This is a genomic window from Streptomyces sp. SCL15-4, from assembly GCF_033366695.1.
In the GTDB taxonomy this organism is placed as follows: domain Bacteria; phylum Actinomycetota; class Actinomycetes; order Streptomycetales; family Streptomycetaceae; genus Streptomyces.
The window spans coordinates 6,267,202-6,283,637 of sequence record NZ_JAOBTQ010000001.1 but is presented as its reverse complement, the minus strand read 5'-3'; the positions used below and the strand labels follow the sequence as shown (position 1 = coordinate 6,283,637).

General features: G+C 71.5%; 14 protein-coding genes. 8 read left to right on the top strand and 6 right to left on the bottom strand.

The window, feature by feature from the left end; genetic code table 11:
- Window positions 1–393 precede the first annotated feature (393 nt).
- Window positions 394–1,341, top strand: a complete 948-nt coding sequence (locus SCK26_RS28175) for a hypothetical protein (RefSeq protein WP_318204137.1) — start codon at window positions 394–396, stop codon at window positions 1,339–1,341.
- Window positions 1,342–1,454: 113 nt separating this feature from the next.
- Here the strand turns inward: SCK26_RS28175 and SCK26_RS28170 are convergent, their stop codons facing one another.
- Window positions 1,455–1,880 (bottom strand): Rieske (2Fe-2S) protein, encoded by a 426-nt coding sequence (locus SCK26_RS28170; protein WP_318204136.1) that lies wholly within the window; start codon window positions 1,878–1,880, stop codon window positions 1,455–1,457.
- Between the two features lie 298 nt (window positions 1,881–2,178).
- Between SCK26_RS28170 and SCK26_RS28165 the strand changes: the two genes are divergently transcribed.
- Window positions 2,179–3,099 (top strand): carbohydrate kinase, encoded by a 921-nt coding sequence (locus SCK26_RS28165; RefSeq protein ID WP_318204135.1) that lies wholly within the window; start codon window positions 2,179–2,181, stop codon window positions 3,097–3,099.
- A 180-nt stretch (window positions 3,100–3,279) separates the two neighbouring features.
- Here the strand turns inward: SCK26_RS28165 and uvrA are convergent, their stop codons facing one another.
- Window positions 3,280–6,348: an excinuclease ABC subunit UvrA gene (uvrA, locus tag SCK26_RS28160; RefSeq protein ID WP_318204134.1), complete on the bottom strand. Its 3,069-nt coding sequence runs from the start codon at window positions 6,346–6,348 to the stop codon at window positions 3,280–3,282.
- Window positions 6,349–6,572: 224 nt separating this feature from the next.
- Between uvrA and SCK26_RS28155 the strand changes: the two genes are divergently transcribed.
- The 5 genes from SCK26_RS28155 (at window position 6,573) to SCK26_RS28135 (ending at window position 11,045) form a co-directional block, all read left to right on the top strand.
- The gene (locus SCK26_RS28155; RefSeq protein ID WP_318204133.1) at window positions 6,573–7,259 is read left to right on the top strand and encodes a maleylpyruvate isomerase family mycothiol-dependent enzyme; all 687 of its coding nucleotides are present in this window, start codon (window positions 6,573–6,575) and stop codon (window positions 7,257–7,259) included.
- A gap of 74 nt (window positions 7,260–7,333) precedes the next feature.
- Entirely contained in the window at window positions 7,334–7,990 is a 657-nt protein-coding gene (locus SCK26_RS28150; RefSeq protein ID WP_318204132.1) for an MBL fold metallo-hydrolase, read from the top strand.
- Window positions 7,991–8,441: 451 nt separating this feature from the next.
- Complete coding sequence (locus SCK26_RS28145) at window positions 8,442–9,326, top strand: ABC transporter substrate-binding protein (RefSeq protein ID WP_318204131.1); 885 nt, start codon at window positions 8,442–8,444, stop codon at window positions 9,324–9,326.
- Window positions 9,323–10,249, top strand: coding sequence for an amino acid ABC transporter permease (locus SCK26_RS28140; RefSeq protein ID WP_318204130.1), 927 nt, complete (start codon window positions 9,323–9,325; stop codon window positions 10,247–10,249). The genes SCK26_RS28145 and SCK26_RS28140 overlap by 4 nt, the downstream gene beginning before the upstream one ends.
- A 67-nt stretch (window positions 10,250–10,316) precedes the next feature.
- The gene (locus SCK26_RS28135; protein ID WP_318206112.1) at window positions 10,317–11,045 is read left to right on the top strand and encodes an amino acid ABC transporter ATP-binding protein; all 729 of its coding nucleotides are present in this window, start codon (window positions 10,317–10,319) and stop codon (window positions 11,043–11,045) included.
- Window positions 11,046–11,059: 14 nt separating this feature from the next.
- Here SCK26_RS28135 and aroQ read toward each other — a convergent pair whose 3' ends face one another.
- Window positions 11,060–11,533, bottom strand: coding sequence for a type II 3-dehydroquinate dehydratase (gene aroQ, locus SCK26_RS28130; protein ID WP_318204129.1), 474 nt, complete (start codon window positions 11,531–11,533; stop codon window positions 11,060–11,062).
- Between the two features lie 212 nt (window positions 11,534–11,745).
- On the opposite strand from aroQ, the gene SCK26_RS28125 reads away from it, so the two are divergent.
- Window positions 11,746–13,017, top strand: a complete 1,272-nt coding sequence (locus SCK26_RS28125) for an MFS transporter (protein ID WP_318206111.1) — start codon at window positions 11,746–11,748, stop codon at window positions 13,015–13,017.
- Between the two features lie 204 nt (window positions 13,018–13,221).
- Here SCK26_RS28125 and SCK26_RS28120 read toward each other — a convergent pair whose 3' ends face one another.
- The 3 genes from SCK26_RS28120 to SCK26_RS28110 form a co-directional block, all read right to left on the bottom strand.
- Entirely contained in the window at window positions 13,222–14,322 is a 1,101-nt protein-coding gene (locus SCK26_RS28120) for an ionic transporter y4hA (RefSeq protein ID WP_318204128.1), read from the bottom strand.
- 121 nt (window positions 14,323–14,443) lie between these two features.
- Window positions 14,444–15,433: a TerC family protein gene (locus SCK26_RS28115; protein WP_318204127.1), complete on the bottom strand. Its 990-nt coding sequence runs from the start codon at window positions 15,431–15,433 to the stop codon at window positions 14,444–14,446.
- 274 nt (window positions 15,434–15,707) lie between these two features.
- Complete coding sequence (locus SCK26_RS28110; RefSeq protein ID WP_318204126.1) at window positions 15,708–16,286, bottom strand: TerD family protein; 579 nt, start codon at window positions 16,284–16,286, stop codon at window positions 15,708–15,710.
- Between the last annotated feature and the right edge of the window lie 150 nt (window positions 16,287–16,436).

The following is a 16,436-nucleotide window of genomic DNA, read 5'->3' as shown; positions in this document are numbered from 1 at the left end:
GGGCCGCCGGGCGGGCGTGTCACGGCCACGGGCGTATCCGGCGGTCGGGTTCCGGCCATGCGGGATGCCGGGGCCCCGCCGCCGGCCGGCCGCCGGCCGCTCTTCGGCCAGGCCCCGGACAAGGGCTCATCACGGCACGTTCCGGGCCCCTGCCGGTCCGCTCCCGCCTCCGCCCGACGGTGAGGTCCGGCCAGTCGTCCGGAACGGCCGAGCCGAGGTGTTGTCGGGCCATGGTCAACACGCTTCAATGCGGGGGAATCGGGGCCGCGCACCCATGTGTGCGGGCGCGGCGTGCCCGGCCACGGGTGTCCGCCATGCCCACGGAGGTGGCCCCGCACACCCGCGCAGGCGGTGTGACCAGCCGTAGTGACACGCACAGAAAGGCGCCTCGGCATGCGGCACGCCACAGAGCACGCGGACGTCCCCGCCGCGGAACTGGCCGCGGTCCTGCGGGGCGGCCCCTTCCACGTGGCGCTGCGCGCCGCGATCGCCGCACGCGGCCTGCCGCTCCAGCGGGTGCAGCACCATCTGTCGCGCCACGGGGTCAAGGTGGGCGTCACCAGCCTCAGTTACTGGCAACAAGGTGCCCGCCGTCCTCAGCGCCCGGAGTCGCTGCGGGCCGTACGGGCGCTGGAGGAGATCCTCCGGCTGCCGGACGAGTCGCTGATCCGGCTGCTCGCCGAGCCCGGCGGCCACTGCGGCGACGACCGCCCGGCGGGCCGCTCCTACCGCTCCCTCGTCGAGGCCTCGGACGTCCTGGACCGGCTCACCACCGGCCTGGACTGGTGCCCGGACGGCGGACTGCGCACCCTGAGCCACCACGAATGCGTCCGGATCGGCGCCCGGCGCGAACTGGCGAGCCGTGAGGCCCACCACATCGTGCGCGCCCACCGCGACGGCGTCGACCGCTTCGTCGCCGTCCATCACGGCGACCCGGGCTGCGACCCCCGCCGGGTCGCCGTGCGCGCCCTGGAGAACTGCCGCACCGGCCGCCTGCGCTGGGACCGGGACACCGGCGTCCTCGTGGCCGAGCTGCTCTTCGGCACCCGGCTGCGCCAAGGCGACACCTTCCTCTTCCGGTACGCCGTGGAGGACGGCACGGCCGGGCCGTCCCGTGACTATTTGCACCGGTGCGGCTCGTCCGGCGGCCAGTACGCGCTCCAGGTGCGCTTCGACGCGGCGGCCCTGCCGGCGCGCTGCCACCGCTTCTCCCAGCACTCGGCGGCGGCCCCGCGCACCGGCCGCCAGGAGCTGTCCGTGTCCGGTCCCCACCACAGCGCCCATCTGGTCGAGCCGAGGCTCCGGCCGGGCATCCTGGGGATCGCCTGGGACTGGGAGTGAGGGGTTCACCACCGCTTTCGCCGCCGGGACGGGGCGGGCCGTCGTAGGACGACGGGCGGTGCGGGAGGCGTCGGCCACGCCGACCGCGCCGCCGGGCCCCGGCCGCGTCCCGGTCAGTCCGCCGGGCCGGCGACGATCCTGCCGCCGGTGGTCTTCACCGCCAGCTCGGTCAGCGGCTGGGTGGCCGGTGCCTGGACCACCTCGCCCGTCACGGCGTCGAACCGGCTGCCGTGGCAGGGGCAGACCAGGGTCGTGCCCTCCAGCTTGTTGATGGGGCACCCCGCGTGCGTGCAGATCGTGCTGTACGCCTTGAGGCTGCCGTCCCGGGCGCGGCTGACCACCACGTTGTGATCCCGGTAGAGCTTCGCCCCGCCCTTCGCGACCTCGCTCTCCTTGCCGAGGTCGACGGACTCGGTGGCGGCAGAGGCCGAACCGCCTCCGTCCGAGGAGGAGCACGCGGCCAGGCCGAGCCCGGCGACCGGGGCCGCGGCGGCCCCTCGAAGGACGGTACGACGGCTCGCGGAGGAGCGGGCGGGCATCTGGACTCCACTGGTCAAGGGGTGTGCGGAGCGCACGATACCGGGACAGAGGGAGCGGCCCGGGGGCGGGGGCGGCGGACGCGGTCGCTCATGTGAGCGTTTACGCCGGGCCGGGTCATGGGATAGCGTCCCGGCCGGAAGACGACCGAGGGCCGGGTGGCCGGACCTGCGGGGAACGGTGGGCCTGCGCGGTGAGGTGCGTCCAGCCGCCCGCCCCCGCGGTGCCCGCAGGAGCCGGGCCGCGCCGAAGCCGCCGGACGCACCGCACCGCCCCGCTGTCCGAGAAGGGAACCGCCTCGTGATCGTCGTCGCCGGTGAGGCACTGATCGACCTGGTACCGCAGGGCCCGGGTGCCCTCGCGGCCCTGAAGCCGGCGCTCGGCGGCGGTCCGTACAACACCGCCGTGGCCCTCGGCAGGCTCGGCTCCCCCACCGCCTTCTGCTCCCGGACGTCGTCCGACGCCTTCGGGGAGGCCCTGCTCGACGGGCTGCGGCGGGCCGGGGTCGACGTGTCCGGCGTCCAGCGGGGCCCGGAACCGACGACCCTCGCCGTGGCCACGATCGACGCCGGTGGCTCGGCCGCGTACTCCTTCTATGTCGACGGCACCGCCGACCGTCTGTTCTCCGCTCCCGCCGCACTCCCGGCGGGGACGCGCGCGGTGTCCTTCGGTACCTGCTCGCTCGTGCTGGAACCGGGGGCGAGCGCCTACGAGGAGCTGATGCGGGCCGCCGCCGGACAGGGGCTGTTCACCGCGCTCGACCCCAATGTCCGGGCGGGGCTGATCCCGGACGCGGACGCCTACCGGGAGCGTTTTCGCGGCTGGCTGCCCTCGGTGACGCTGCTGAAGCTGTCGGAGGAGGACGCGGAGTGGCTCGGCGGCACGCCGCGCGAGTGGCTGGCCGCGGGACCGGCGGCCGTGGTGATCACGCGCGGCGGCGATGGTCTGACCGTGTTCACCCGGGACGGCGGGGAGCATTCCGTGCCGGGCGAGAAGGTCGACGTCGTGGACACCATCGGCGCCGGCGACACGGTGAACGCGGCCTTGCTGCACGGGCTGGCGGGCCGGGACGCGCTGTCCGCCGAAGCGCTCGCCGCCCTCGGGGCGGAGGGCTGGACACGGCTGTTGCGCTTCGCGGCACGGGCGGCGGCGATCACCTGCTCGCGGGCGGGGGCCGAGCCGCCGTACGCGGCGGAACTGGGTGATCCGGCCGCGCCGTGAGCGTCTGTCGTTCCCTGTGCTGGTGACAGGGTGCGACCGGGCCCGCCGTGTGCGGGAGTCCGGCGGACCGCCGGACCGGCTGATGGCGGAACGAGCGGCGCCCCGCGGGAAGTTCCCGCGGGGCGCCGCTGCCGATGAGACGTCAGACCGGCCGGACCGGACCGGACTTGGCCGGTTGTCTCAGGAACTGCGCTTCCGCGTGGTCTTCTTCGCGGGCGTCGCCTTCTTCGCGGCCGAGGCGGCCTTCTTGGTCGTGGCGGCCTTCTTGGCCGTGGCCCTGTCGGCCCCGGACTCGGCGGCGGCGCTGTCGGTCCTGGCCGTCACCGTCTTCCTGGCGGGGGCCTTGGCCGCCGCCGTCTTCCGGGTCGTGCCGCCGCGCGGTGCCTTGACCTGCTGGGCGTCGCTGATGCGGTCGCCGAGGATCTCCCGCAAGAACTTGCCCGTGTGGCTCGCCGGGACCCCGGCGACCTCCTCGGGCGTGCCCTCGGCGACCACCAGGCCGCCTCCGGCACCGCCCTCGGGGCCCATGTCCACGATCCAGTCGGCGGTCTTGATCACGTCGAGGTTGTGCTCGATGACGATGACCGTGTTGCCCTTGTCGACCAGTCCGCCGAGGACCGTCAGCAGCTTGCTGATGTCCTCGAAGTGCAGACCGGTGGTCGGCTCGTCCAGGACGTAGACCGTGCGCCCGGTGGATCGCTTCTGCAGTTCGCTGGCGAGCTTGACGCGCTGCGCCTCGCCACCGGAGAGAGTGGTGGCGGACTGGCCGAGGCGGACATAGCCGAGCCCGACGTCGTTCAGCGTCCTCAGGTGGCGGGAGATCGCCGGGACCGCCTCGAAGAAGTGCATGGCCTCCTCGATCGGCATGTTCAGGACCTCGGCGATGGACTTGCCCTTGTAGTGGACCTCCAGGGTCTCCCGGTTGTACCGGGCGCCGTGGCAGACCTCGCACGGGACGTAGACGTCCGGGAGGAAGTTCATCTCGATCTTGATCGTGCCGTCGCCCGCGCAGTTCTCGCAGCGGCCGCCCTTGACGTTGAAGGAGAAGCGGCCGGGCAGGTAACCCCGGACCTTCGCCTCGGTGGTCTCGGCGAACAGCTTGCGGATGTGGTCGAAGACGCCGGTGTACGTCGCCGGGTTGGACCGCGGGGTGCGGCCGATCGGCGACTGGTCGACGTGCACCACCTTGTCGACCAGGTCGTCGCCGTCGACGCGGGTGTGCCGTCCGGGGACGGTCCGGGCGCCGTTCAGCTCGCGGGCCAGGTGCGTGTACAGGATGTCGTTGACCAGGGTCGACTTGCCGGAGCCGGAGACGCCGGTGACGGCCGTGAACACGCCCAGCGGGAAGGACACGTCGATGTCCCGCAGGTTGTTCTCGCGGGCGCCGTGCACGGTGAGCTGCCGCGACAGGTCGCGCGGGCGGCGCACGTCGGGGAGCGGGATCGCCTTGCGGCCCGAGAGGTACGCGCCGGTCTGCGACTCGGTGTTGTCGAGCAGTTCCTTCACGGAGCCGCTGTGGACCACCTTGCCGCCGTGCTCGCCGGCGCCGGGGCCGATGTCCACGATCCAGTCGGCGACCTTGATCGTGTCCTCGTCGTGCTCCACGACGATGAGCGTGTTGCCCATGTCGCGCAGCCGGACCAGGGTCTCGATCAGCCGGTGGTTGTCCCGCTGGTGCAGGCCGATGGACGGCTCGTCCAGCACGTACAGGACGCCGACGAGGCCGGAGCCGATCTGGGTGGCCAGGCGGATGCGCTGGGCCTCGCCGCCGGAGAGGGTCCCGGCCGCTCGGTTGAGCGAGAGGTAGTCCAGGCCGACGTCGACCAGGAAGCGCAGCCGCTCGTTGACCTCCTTCAGGACCCGCTCGGCGATCTTCTTGTCGCGGGCGCTCAGCTTCAGTTCGCCCAGGAAGTCCGCGCAGTCGCTGATCGACATCGCGGAGACCTCGGCGATCGACTTGCCCATGATCGTGACCGCGAGGACGATCGGCTTCAGGCGCGTGCCCTCGCAGGAGGGACAGGGCACCTCGCGCATATAGCCCTCGAAGCGCTCGCGGCTGGCGTCGCTCTCGGCCTCGCTGTGCCGGCGCTTGACGAAGGGCAGCGCGCCCTCGAACGGGGTGGTGTAGACCCGCTCCCGGCCGTACCGGTTGCGGTAGCGCACCTCGATCTGTGTCTTGTGGCCGTGGAGCAGGGCCTTCCTGGCGCGCTGCGGCAGGCCCGCGAAGGGGATGTCCGTGCGGAAGCCGAGGGCGTCCGCGAGGGCGCCGATGAGTCGGCCGAAGTAGTCCTTGGTGTGGCCGTGCGACCAGGGGTGGATGGCGCCCTCGTCCAGGGACTTGTCCGGGTCCGGGACGATCAGCTCGGGGTCGACCTCCATGCGCGTGCCGATGCCGGTGCACTCGGGGCAGGCGCCGAAGGGCGAGTTGAAGGAGAAGGAGCGGGGCTCCAGTTCCTCGAAGGACAGGTCGTCGTACGGGCAGTACAGGTGCTCCGAGTACATGCGCTCGCGCTCGGGGTCGTCCTCGGGGAGGTCCACGAAGTCGAGCACGACCATGCCGCCGGAGAGGCCGAGGGCCGTCTCCACGGAGTCGGTGAGGCGCCGCTTGGCGGAGTCCTTCACCGTGAGGCGGTCCACGACCACCTCGATGGTGTGCTTCTCCTGCTTCTTCAGGACCGGCGGTTCGGACAGCTGGACGGTCTGGCCGTCCACCCGCGCGCGGGAGTAGCCCTTGGTCTGGAGGTCGGCGAAGAGGTCGACGAACTCGCCCTTGCGCTCGCGCACCAGCGGGGAGAGCACCTGGAAGCGGCTGCCCTCGGGCAGTTCCAGGACCTTGTCCACGATGGCCTGCGGCGACTGGCGCGAGATCGGGCGGCCGCACTCGGGGCAGTGCGGCTTGCCGATGCGCGCGAACAGCAGACGCAGATAGTCGTAGACCTCGGTGATGGTGCCGACCGTCGAGCGGGGGTTGCGCGAGGTCGACTTCTGGTCGATGGAGACGGCCGGGGAGAGACCCTCGATGAAGTCGACGTCGGGCTTGTCCATCTGCCCGAGGAACTGCCGTGCGTACGAGGAGAGCGACTCCACGTAACGGCGCTGGCCCTCCGCGAAGATCGTGTCGAAGGCCAGGGAGGACTTGCCCGACCCGGACAGGCCCGTGAAGACGATGAGCGAGTCACGAGGCAGGTCGAGCGAGACATTCTTGAGATTGTGCTCGCGCGCGCCACGGACGATGAGACGGTCGGCCACGCCGGTCCGCACCTTTCTTGGGGGAAGTGACAGGGGCGGGGCCCCCGTGCTTCTTCAGACTAGGGGGAGCCACTGACAACGTCGGTCGGATTGCCCGGTTGCATAACAATCCCCGGCTACCCAGCATGCCCGACGCCACCATCGACGATATAGCACGCGCATTCGATTTACGGGCGAGGTTCGTCACCTTCACCCGAACGTGTGGCCCGGCTAGGGTCGGCGCCATGATGGATCACGCTCATGACCTGGCCTGTGTACGCGAGGCGACCGACCGGCTGCTCACCGCGGTCGCCGCACTGGACAACGCCGCGCTCGCCGAGCCGTCACGGCTTCCGGGCTGGAGCCGCGGGCACGTCCTCACCCACCTCGCCCGGAACGCGGACGCGCTCGTGAACGTCCTCGAGGGCCGCCCCATGTACGCGAGCGCCGAGGCGCGGGACACCGACATCGAGCGGGGCGCCCCGCGCCCGGCCGAGGTCCAGGTCGCCGACGTCCGGGAGAGCGCGGCCCGCTTCCAGGACGCCGGGGCCGCGCCGGCGGACTGGACGCGCACGGTGGAGCTGCGCAACGGGGTCACCGACTCCGCGTCGCGGGTGCCGTTGCGCCGGTGGGCGGAGGTGGAGCTGCACCACGTGGACCTCGGGACGGGGTACGAGCTGGAGGATCTGCCGGCCGAGTTCCTGGAGCGGGAGACCGGCTTCCTCGCGGAGCGGTTCTCCGGGCACCCCGACGTCCCGGCGGTCCGCCTCACGGACGGCACGCGCGCGTGGACCACCGGACGCGAGGCCGGAGCGCCCGGTATCACGGTGACCGGCCGGCCGGCGGACCTGCTGGGCTGGCTCGCCGGGCGACGCGACGGCGCGTCGCTGACGGTGGACGGCGGTGAGCTGCCGAAGCTGCCTCCGCTGTAGGAACCGGCCCGCGGCCGTCCGCGGGCCCGTCCGGGAGGGCGTGCGCCGGGATCGGTCCGCTATAGGCTGCCGACATGACGTACACCGGAGAGGTCAAGGTCGGCGGACCGGCGGATGTGCACGAGCTGAAAGACCTGATGATCACCAAGATCGCGGTCGGCCCGATGGACAATAACGCCTATCTGCTGCGCTGCCGGGCCACCGACGAGCAGCTCCTGATCGACGCCGCCAACGAGGCGCCGGCGCTCCTCGGCATGATCGGTGACGACGGCATCGCGTCCGTCGTCACCACCCACCGGCACGGTGATCACTGGCAGGCCCTCGCCGAGGTCGTCGCGGCCACGGGCGCGCGTACCTACGCCGGCCGCGAAGACGCCGCCGGCATCCCCGTGCCCACCGACGTCCTCGTCGACGACGGCGATGTGATCAGGGTGGGCCGGGTGGAGCTGACCGCGCGCCATCTGGTCGGGCACACGCCCGGTTCGATCGCGCTGGTCTACGACGACCCGCACGGCCACCCGCACGTCTTCACCGGCGACTGCCTCTTCCCCGGCGGTGTCGGCAACACGCACAAGGACCCGAAGGCGTTCGCCAGCCTGATCCACGACGTGGAGACGAAGATCTTCGGCGCGCTGGCGGACGAGACCTGGGTCTACCCGGGGCACGGCAACGACACGACACTGGGCGCGGAGCGGCCGCATCTGCCGGAGTGGCACGCGCGCGGGTGGTGAGCGGGAGCGGCGCCGCGCGGCTGGCCCGCACGGCGCCGCTCGCGCGCTCTGACGAACACCGCGGGCAAACAGACACTCCGCCGGGAGACACCCGTGCTCCGGCGCACAGGCCGTACACGCGCCGGGCGCGCACCGCGCACCACACATGCTCCCGGCGCGCACCACCCTCGCACGCGCCCCCTGTGATTCATTCGCACACACCGAGCCCCCGTGCGCACTCCCGGAGAACGGCTCCGCGCAGTCCACTGGTAGCAGCCCGCGCAGGCCGACAGCGCCTGAGGGGTAGGGCCGCCGGTCTCCAACCCACCGCCCTCGGCCGGCGGCCCAGGCATCACCCACGCCCGCGTGAAGACGCGGGCCGTGTTCACACAGCCGCAACACCCGTTCCCACTATGCGGACAACTACCGCTGTGACCTGGACAGATGCCGCGTTCGCTGCCACTCTCCCGCCATGCATCCTGCCCCTCGCACCCTGCGCAGCGCGGTCGCCGCCGCCACCGTAGCCCTGCTCGCCACCGCTGTCGGCTGTGCGCCGCAGCCCGAGGAGAAGGCGTCCGCCGCCCCGTCCGGGCCGGCCGCGAAGAGCTGCGCCAAGGGCGGGCTCGCCACGAAGACCTCCGGGAAGCTGACCATCGCGACGGACGAACCGGCGTACGAGCCCTGGTTCCAGGACGACAAGCCGGCCAGCGGCAAGGGCTTCGAGTCGGCGGTCGCCTATGCCGTGGCCAAGCGGCTCGGTTACGACAAGAGCGCCGTCGTCTGGCAGAGCGTGCCGTTCAACAAGGCGTTCGCGCCAGGGGTGAAGAGCTTCGACTTCGACATCAACCAGGTGTCGATCAGTGACGAGCGCAAGAAGGCCGTGGACTTCTCCTCCGGCTACTACGACGTGCGGCAGGCCGTCATCGCGCTGAAGGGCGGCAAGGCGGCCGAGGCGACGGACATCGCCGGGCTGCGGAAGCTCAAGCTGGGCGCGCAGGTGGGCACCACGAGCCTCGACTACATCACCGACCTGGTGAAACCGACTGAGCAGGCGGCCGTCTTCGCCAAGAACGACCAGGCCAAGTCCGCGCTGAAGAACGGTCAGGTCGACGCCATCGTCACCGATCTGCCGACCGCGTTCTACATCACCGCGGCCGAGGTCACGAACGCGAGGATCGTCGGCCAGTTCGAGCACCAGGGCGGCACGCCCGAGCAGTTCGGGCTCGTCCTGGACAAGGGCAGCGCGCTGACCTCGTGCGTGACCGCCGCCGTCGACGCCCTGCGCGAGGACGGCACGCTGGCCGGGATCGAGAAGCAGTGGCTCTCGGACGCCGTCGACGCGCCGGTGCTCAAGTGACGGTCGTCAAGGGCGAGCCGGCCCGGGAAGGGGCGGACGACACCGGTGGCCCGGCCGGGGGCGGTCCCCGCGACGACGGCTACGTGCCCTCCGAACGGCGCCTGGCGCGGGACCGCCACCGACGCGCCCGGGCCCGCCGCGCCACGGCGATCGCGGCCCTGTCGACCCTGGTCACGGCCGCGCTGCTCTACCTGGTCGTCGTCAGCGCTCCCGGCTGGCCGCGCACCAAGGAGACCTTCTTCAGCGCGCACTACGCGCGCGAGGCGTTCCCGAAGATCCTCGAAGGGCTGTGGCTGAACCTCCGGCTGCTGCTGGTCTGCGGCGTCGCCGTCCTGGTCCTCGGCATGCTGATCGCCATCGCGCGGACCCTGCGCGGCCCGGTGTTCTTCCCGCTGCGGGTGCTGGCGGCGGCCTACACCGACTTCTTCCGCGGTCTGCCGCTGATCATCAACCTGATGATCGTCGTCCTGGGCGTGCCGGCGCTGCGGCTGCAGGGCGTGACGGTCGATCCGGTGGTGCTCGGCGGCACGGCGCTGACGCTGACCTACTCGGCGTACGTGGCGGAGGTGTTCCGGGCCGGCATCGACTCCGTCCACCCCTCGCAGCGCGCGGCGGCCCGTTCGCTGGGCCTGACCAACCGGCAGGCCCTGCGCCACGTCGTCCTGCCGCAGGCGGTGCGCCGCCAGGTGCCGCCGCTGCTCAACGACCTGGTCTCGCTGCAGAAGGACACCGGTCTCGTCTCCATCGGCGGCGCGGTGGACGCCGTACGGGCGGCCGACATCATCGTGGGCCGCAGTCTGAACTACACGCCGTACATCGTCGCGGGGCTGGCGTTCGTCGCGCTGACCATTCCGATGACCCGGTTCACCGACTGGGTGACGGCCCGGACGGACCGGCGGCGGGCGCAGGGAGGGTCCCTGTGAACACCCGGGAAGGATCGCTGTGAGCACGCTGGAGAGCACGCCCGCCGGCAACGCGCCCGTCCTGCGGATGGAGTCGGTCCGCAAGACCTTCGGCGGCTCGGTCGTCCTGCGGGACATCGATCTTCAGGTCGCGCCGCACACGGTGACCGCGCTGATCGGCGCCTCCGGCTCGGGCAAGTCGACGCTGCTGCGCTGTGCCAACCTCCTGGAGGAGATCGACGACGGCGCGATCTGGCTGGACGGCGAGGAGATCACCGACCCGCGGGCGGACCAGGACGCGGTACGGCGCCGGATCGGCGTCGTCTTCCAGGCGTACAACCTGTTTCCGCACATGACCGTCCTGGACAACATCACGCTCGCGCCGCGCCGGGTGCACGGGGTGGCCCGCGCGGAGGCCGAGGAGCGGGCCGGGGAGCTGCTGGAGCGCCTCGGCCTGGCCGGGAAGGCGGATGCCTACCCGGACCGGCTCAGCGGCGGCCAGCAGCAGCGGGTGGCGATCGTGCGGGCCCTGGCGGTGCGGCCCCGGCTGTTGCTGCTGGACGAGATCACGGCCGCGCTCGACCCGGAACTGGTGGGCGAGGTGCTGGAGGTCGTCCGCGGGCTGAAGGAGGACGGCATGACCATGGTGCTGGCGACGCACGAGATGGGGTTCGCGCGGGACGTCGCCGACCAGGTGTGCTTCCTGGACGGCGGGGTCGTGCTGGAGCACGGCAGCGCCGAGCAGGTCTTCGGCGAGCCGCGGCACGAGCGCACCCGGCGCTTTCTGCGCCGGATCGTGGAGGCGGGCCGGCTGTAGTCCCGCGCGCGGGCTCACGCGTCCGCGCGCGCCGCCCCGAGCAGCGCCGCGACGCGCTCCACGCCGAACACATAGCCCTGCACACCGCAGCCGGCGATCACGCCGTCGGCGCGCCGCGAGACGTACGAGTGGTGCCGGAACGGCTCGCGCTGGTGGATGTTGGAGATGTGCACCTCCAGCACGGGCATGCCGTCGCAGGCGTTGAGCGCGTCCAGGATGGCGACCGAGGTGTGCGAGTAGGCACCGGGGTTGATGACGATCCCGCAGTGGCCGAGCCTCGCCTCGTGGATCCAGTCGACCAGCTGGCCCTCGTGGTTGGACTGCCGGGCGTCCACCGTGCCGCCGTACGCGGCCGCCGCCTTGGCGCACAGCGCCTCCACGTCGGCCAGTGTCTCCTTGCCGTAGATCTCGGGCTGGCGCTGGCCGAGCAGGTTCAGGTTGGGCCCGTTGAGGATCATGATCGGGGCGTTGGCCAGGGTACGGGGCACGGTTCCTCCGGTCCGTCGTGGCGGCGCGTCTGCGACCGCTGCTCGTCACACCGGTCTATCACGCCGGTCCGGTCGGACCGCCTGCCGTGCACGCCGGTCTCCACGGCGCGCACCACTGGCCCCGCGATCACCTCCGCACGCCCCCGTAACTCGTGATCACGGTGGGTAGTTGATCCGTCATGCGTGATGTACAGGCTGTCAACAGGCCGTCCATGCCGCGGCTCGCCGCCGCCTCGCTCGCCGGGACGGCGATCGAGTTCTACGACTTCTTCGTCTACGGCACGGCGGCGGCCCTGGTGCTCGGACCGCTGTTCTTCCCGACGTTCTCGCCTCTGGCGGGCACGCTGGCGGCCTTCGCAACGTTCGGGGTGGGGTTCATCGCCAGACCGCTGGGCTCGGTGCTGTTCGGGCATCTCGGGGACCGGCGCGGGCGGCGGCCGGTGCTCGTCGGCTCGCTGCTGCTGACCGGTTTCGCCACGGTCGCGGTCGGCTGTGTGCCGTCCTACGGCGCCATCGGCGTCGCAGCGCCCGTCCTGCTGCTCGTTCTGCGCTTCCTGCAGGGACTGGGGCTCGGCGGGGAGTGGGGCGGTGCGGTGCTGCTGACCGCCGAGCACGCCCCGGCCGGGCGGCGTGCCCTGTGGTCGAGCTTCCCGCAGGTCGGTCCGGCGCTCGGGTTCGGGCTGGCCAACGGAGTGGTGCTCGCGCTGTCGGCGGCGCTGTCCGACGCGGAGTTCGCGCGCTGGGGCTGGCGCGTGCCGTTCTGGGCGGCCGGGGCGCTGGCGCTGGCCGGTCTGTGGCTGCGCTCGTCGCTCGCGGAGAGCCCCCGCTTCCTGGAGATCGACGATCACGCGCGCGTGCCGTTCTTCGAGGTCGTACGGCATCACGGGCGGCTGGTGCTGCTGACGGCCGGAGCGCTCGCGGTGGGTTACGCGGTCTTCTACGCGGTGACGACCTGGTCGCTGGCCTATGCGACGGAACGGCTCGGTGTGAGCCGTACGGTCATGCTGACGTGCGTCATGGGCGCGGTACTCGTTCAGGGCGCGCTCGTGCCGCTCGTGGCGCTGGTCGCCGACCGGTTCGGGCGCCGGCCGATGTGCCTGACGGGATGCGTGGCCTCTGCTCTGTGGATGCTCCCGATGGTCGCGCTGCTGGCGACCGGGGAGCCGCTGCTGATGTTCCTCGGCATCCTGGGCGCCCTGCTCGCCTTCGTCACCATGTTCGCGGTGGTCGCCGCCTATCTGCCGGAGTTGTACGAGCCGCGGGTGCGGTGCACGGGCGCCGCCGTGGGCTACAACCTCGGCGGGGTTCTCGGCGGCGCCCTCACCCCGATCGTGGCCACGGCGCTGGCGGAGCGGGGCGGACCGGTGCCGTGGGGCGTCGGCGCGTATCTGACGGGGATCGCGCTGATCAGTTTGGTGTGCTTCGCACTGCTGCCGGAGACGCGTCCGGTGCCCGTGGCGGCGGTGGAACCGGTTACGGGCTGACCGGCGCACCACGCGCGGAGGGACGGCTGCCAGGACCTGTCTGACCATTCACGTCGTCGCCCGAAGGGCGGCCGCGCGGCGTCGGGTGCGTGCTCTCGGCATGCCGGCTCCAGGCCCTCGTACGGGACGTACTCGGGTCTGGGACCGGTGCGGCGAGAGTGCGTGCATGGCGTCGCGCGGCAGACGGGAAGGGTCAGACAGGCGCTAGGGGTTGACCGCCAGTTCCAGGTACGCCGCGAACAGCACCAGGTGGACGCCGCCCTGGAGCGGTGTGGCCCGGCCGGGCACCACGGTCAGGGAACTGACCACCACGGTCAGCGCGAGCATCAGCATGTGCGTCGAGCCGAGGCCGAGGACGAGCGGCCCGGACAGCCAGACGGAGGCCAGGGCCACGGCCGGGATGGTCAGGCCGATGCTGGCCATCGCGGAGCCGTGCGCGAGGTTGAGGCTGGTCTGCACCCGGTCCCGGCGGGCGGCGCGCAGCGCGGCGATCGTCTCGGGCAGCAGGACGAGCAGGGCGATGATCACGCCGACCACCGCCTGCGGCAGTCCGGCCGCCGCCACGCCCGACTCGATCGTGGGCGACACGCCCTTGGCCAGGCCGACCACGCCCACCAGCGCCAGCCCGAGCAGGCCCAGGCTGAACCGGGCGGTGCGCGCGGTCGGGGGCGCCGCGTGGTCGTCGCCTCTGACGGTCGCGCCCTGCCGGGTGACGGGCAGGAAGTAGTCACGGTGCCGCACGGTCTGGGTGGTCACGAACAGGCCGTAGAGGATCAGTGACGACAGCGCGGCGAAGGTCAGCTGGACGGTGGAGAACTCGGGTCCGGGCCTGCTGGTGGTGAAGGTCGGCAGCACCAGGCTGAGCGTGGCCAGCGTCGCGACGGTCGCCAGCGCCGCACCGGTGCCCTCGGGGTTGAAGAGCGCCGTGCCGTGCCGCAGGGAGGCGACGAGCAGGCTGATGCCGACGATGCCGTTGCAGGTGATCATCACGGCGGCGAAGACGGTGTCCCGGGCCAGCGTCGAACTCTTGTCGCCGCCGTCGGCCATGAGGGTGACGATCAGAGCGACCTCGATGATCGTGACGGCGATGGCGAGCACCAGGGAGCCGAAGGGCTCGCCGACCCGGTGGGCGACCACCTCGGCGTGGTGGACCGCCGCCAGGACGGAGCCGGCGAGGACCACGGTCACCAGGGCGACGGCGGGGCCGGGCAGGCCCCGGCCCCAGGTGAGGGCCAGCAGGACGACCGCGAGCACCGGCAGGAGGATCGTCCATTGACGGGTGAGCGACCGGAGCCGAGTGATCATGCGGTGATGGTCGCAGAGGCGTACAGGATTCGCATTCCGTTCTTTTCGGATACTTCTCGTCCTTTCCGGTGCGGGGCCCGGTGCCGGTGGGACCGGGCCCCGTCGGGGGACGGCGGGGCCGTCACACGTCGACGTGGTTCTTCCGGGCGCCTTCGCCGTCGGCCCGCGCCTCCTGCTTCCTGGTGGCGAGGAGGCTGGTGACCGTGGTGACGGCGAGGACCACGCAGATCACGCCGAGCGAGACCGGGATGCTGATCTCGGGGACATGGACACCGGACTCGTGCAGGGCGTGCAGCACCAGCTTGACGCCGATGAAGCCGAGGATGATCGACAGCCCGTACGACAGGTGCACCAGCTTCTTGAGCAGTCCGCCGATGAGGAAGTACAGCTGGCGCAGACCCATCAGGGCGAAGGCGTTGGCGGTGAAGACGATGTACGGGTCCTGGGTCAGGCCGAAGATCGCGGGGATGGAGTCCAGGGCGAACAGTACGTCCGTGGTGCCGATGGCCAGCATCACGACCAGCATCGGCGTCATGACGCGCTTGCCGTTCTGCCGGATCCACAGCTTGGTGTCGTGGTACCGGTCGGCCACGCCGAACCGGCGCTCCGCGGCCTTCAGGAGCTTGTTCTCCTCGTACTCCTCGTCATGCTCCTCCGCGCGGGCCTCCTGGATGAGCTTCCAGGCGGTCCAGATCAGGAAGGCGCCGAAGAGGTAGAACACCCAGGAGAAGCTGGTGATGATCGCGGCCCCGGCGGCGATGAAGACGGCCCGCAGGACCAGGGCTATGAGGACGCCGACGAGCAGGACGCGCTGCTGGTACCGGGTGGGCACCGCGAACTTCGCCATGATGAGGACGAAGACGAAGAGGTTGTCGACGCTCAGCGACTTCTCGGTGATGAAGCCCGCGAAGAACTCGCCGGCCGGCTGTCCGCCGCCGAAGACGAGGAGGCCGAGGCCGAAGAGGCCGGCCAGGGTGATCCAGACGACCGTCCAGATGCCCGCTTCCTTGACCGATACCTCATGGGGCTTGCGGCCGATGAAGAAATCGACCGCGATCAGAGCGGCGAGACCCACGATGGTGAGGACCCACAGGCCCATGGAGACTTCCACTGCACCTCCGGCATTGCGTGACGGCAAAGACATCAGCGTTGTCGCTGCCGGAGGTCTCTTCCGCCCGTGACGGGCCGGCGCCCCGGGACTCGAACTTGTCCGTATTGACGGGTGCGCCGCAGCAAAGGGAGTACTCCCCTCCGTACGGAAAACAGTACCCCAATCACCAAGAGAAGGTAAAGGCCTAAGCAAAATAAATACCAAGTCCGCAGCTCAGGGGACCTTTACCAGTGCTTGGCATGGGTGCCGCGGCAGTGGGTCACCGCCGCCGTACTCACAGGTGCGGGCGGATCGCCGGCATCAGGTCCTGGAAGGTGCGGCCGTCAGCCGGGGCGCCGAGGGCGGTCATCGTCCAGCCGGAGCCCGCCCGGTGCACCTTGGCCATGATCTGGGCGGTGTGGTCGCCGCCGCCGGCCAGGGTGTAGCGGGCGAGTTCCTGGCCGTTGGTCTCGTCCACGAGGCGGCAGAACGCGTTCTGGACCTCCTGGAAGGTCTGGCCGGTGAAGGAGTTCACCGTGAAGACGATCTGGTCGATGCGGGCCGGGACGCGCTGGAGGTCCACCAGGATCGCCTCGTCGTCACCGCCCTGGCCGGCGCCGCCGACGAGGTTGTCACCGGTGTGGCGCACCGAACCGTCGTCGCTCACCAGGTGGCGGAAGAAGACGACGTCCTGCGGCTCCTGGCCGGCGAAGAGGACCGCCGAGGCGTCCAGGTCGATCTCGCGGGTGCGGGAGCCGAACAGGCCGCGCCGCTTCGCCGCCTGCCAGCCGAGCCCCATGCGGACCGCGGTCAGGGAGGCCCCGTCGTTCTTCTCCAGGCTGATGGCCTGACCCTTGGACAAGTTGACCGACACGGCTGAATCCCCTCTCGACAGTCCCCTGCTGCCGCGCCGGGCCGTCGCGCGACGCGGTTGTCCAGAACCCTACGCAGGGGCCGGCGACAGCGCCGACCCCGGCTCGCGCTTTGTGTCGGTGTTGCAACACTTGGCACGAAAATGCCGAGG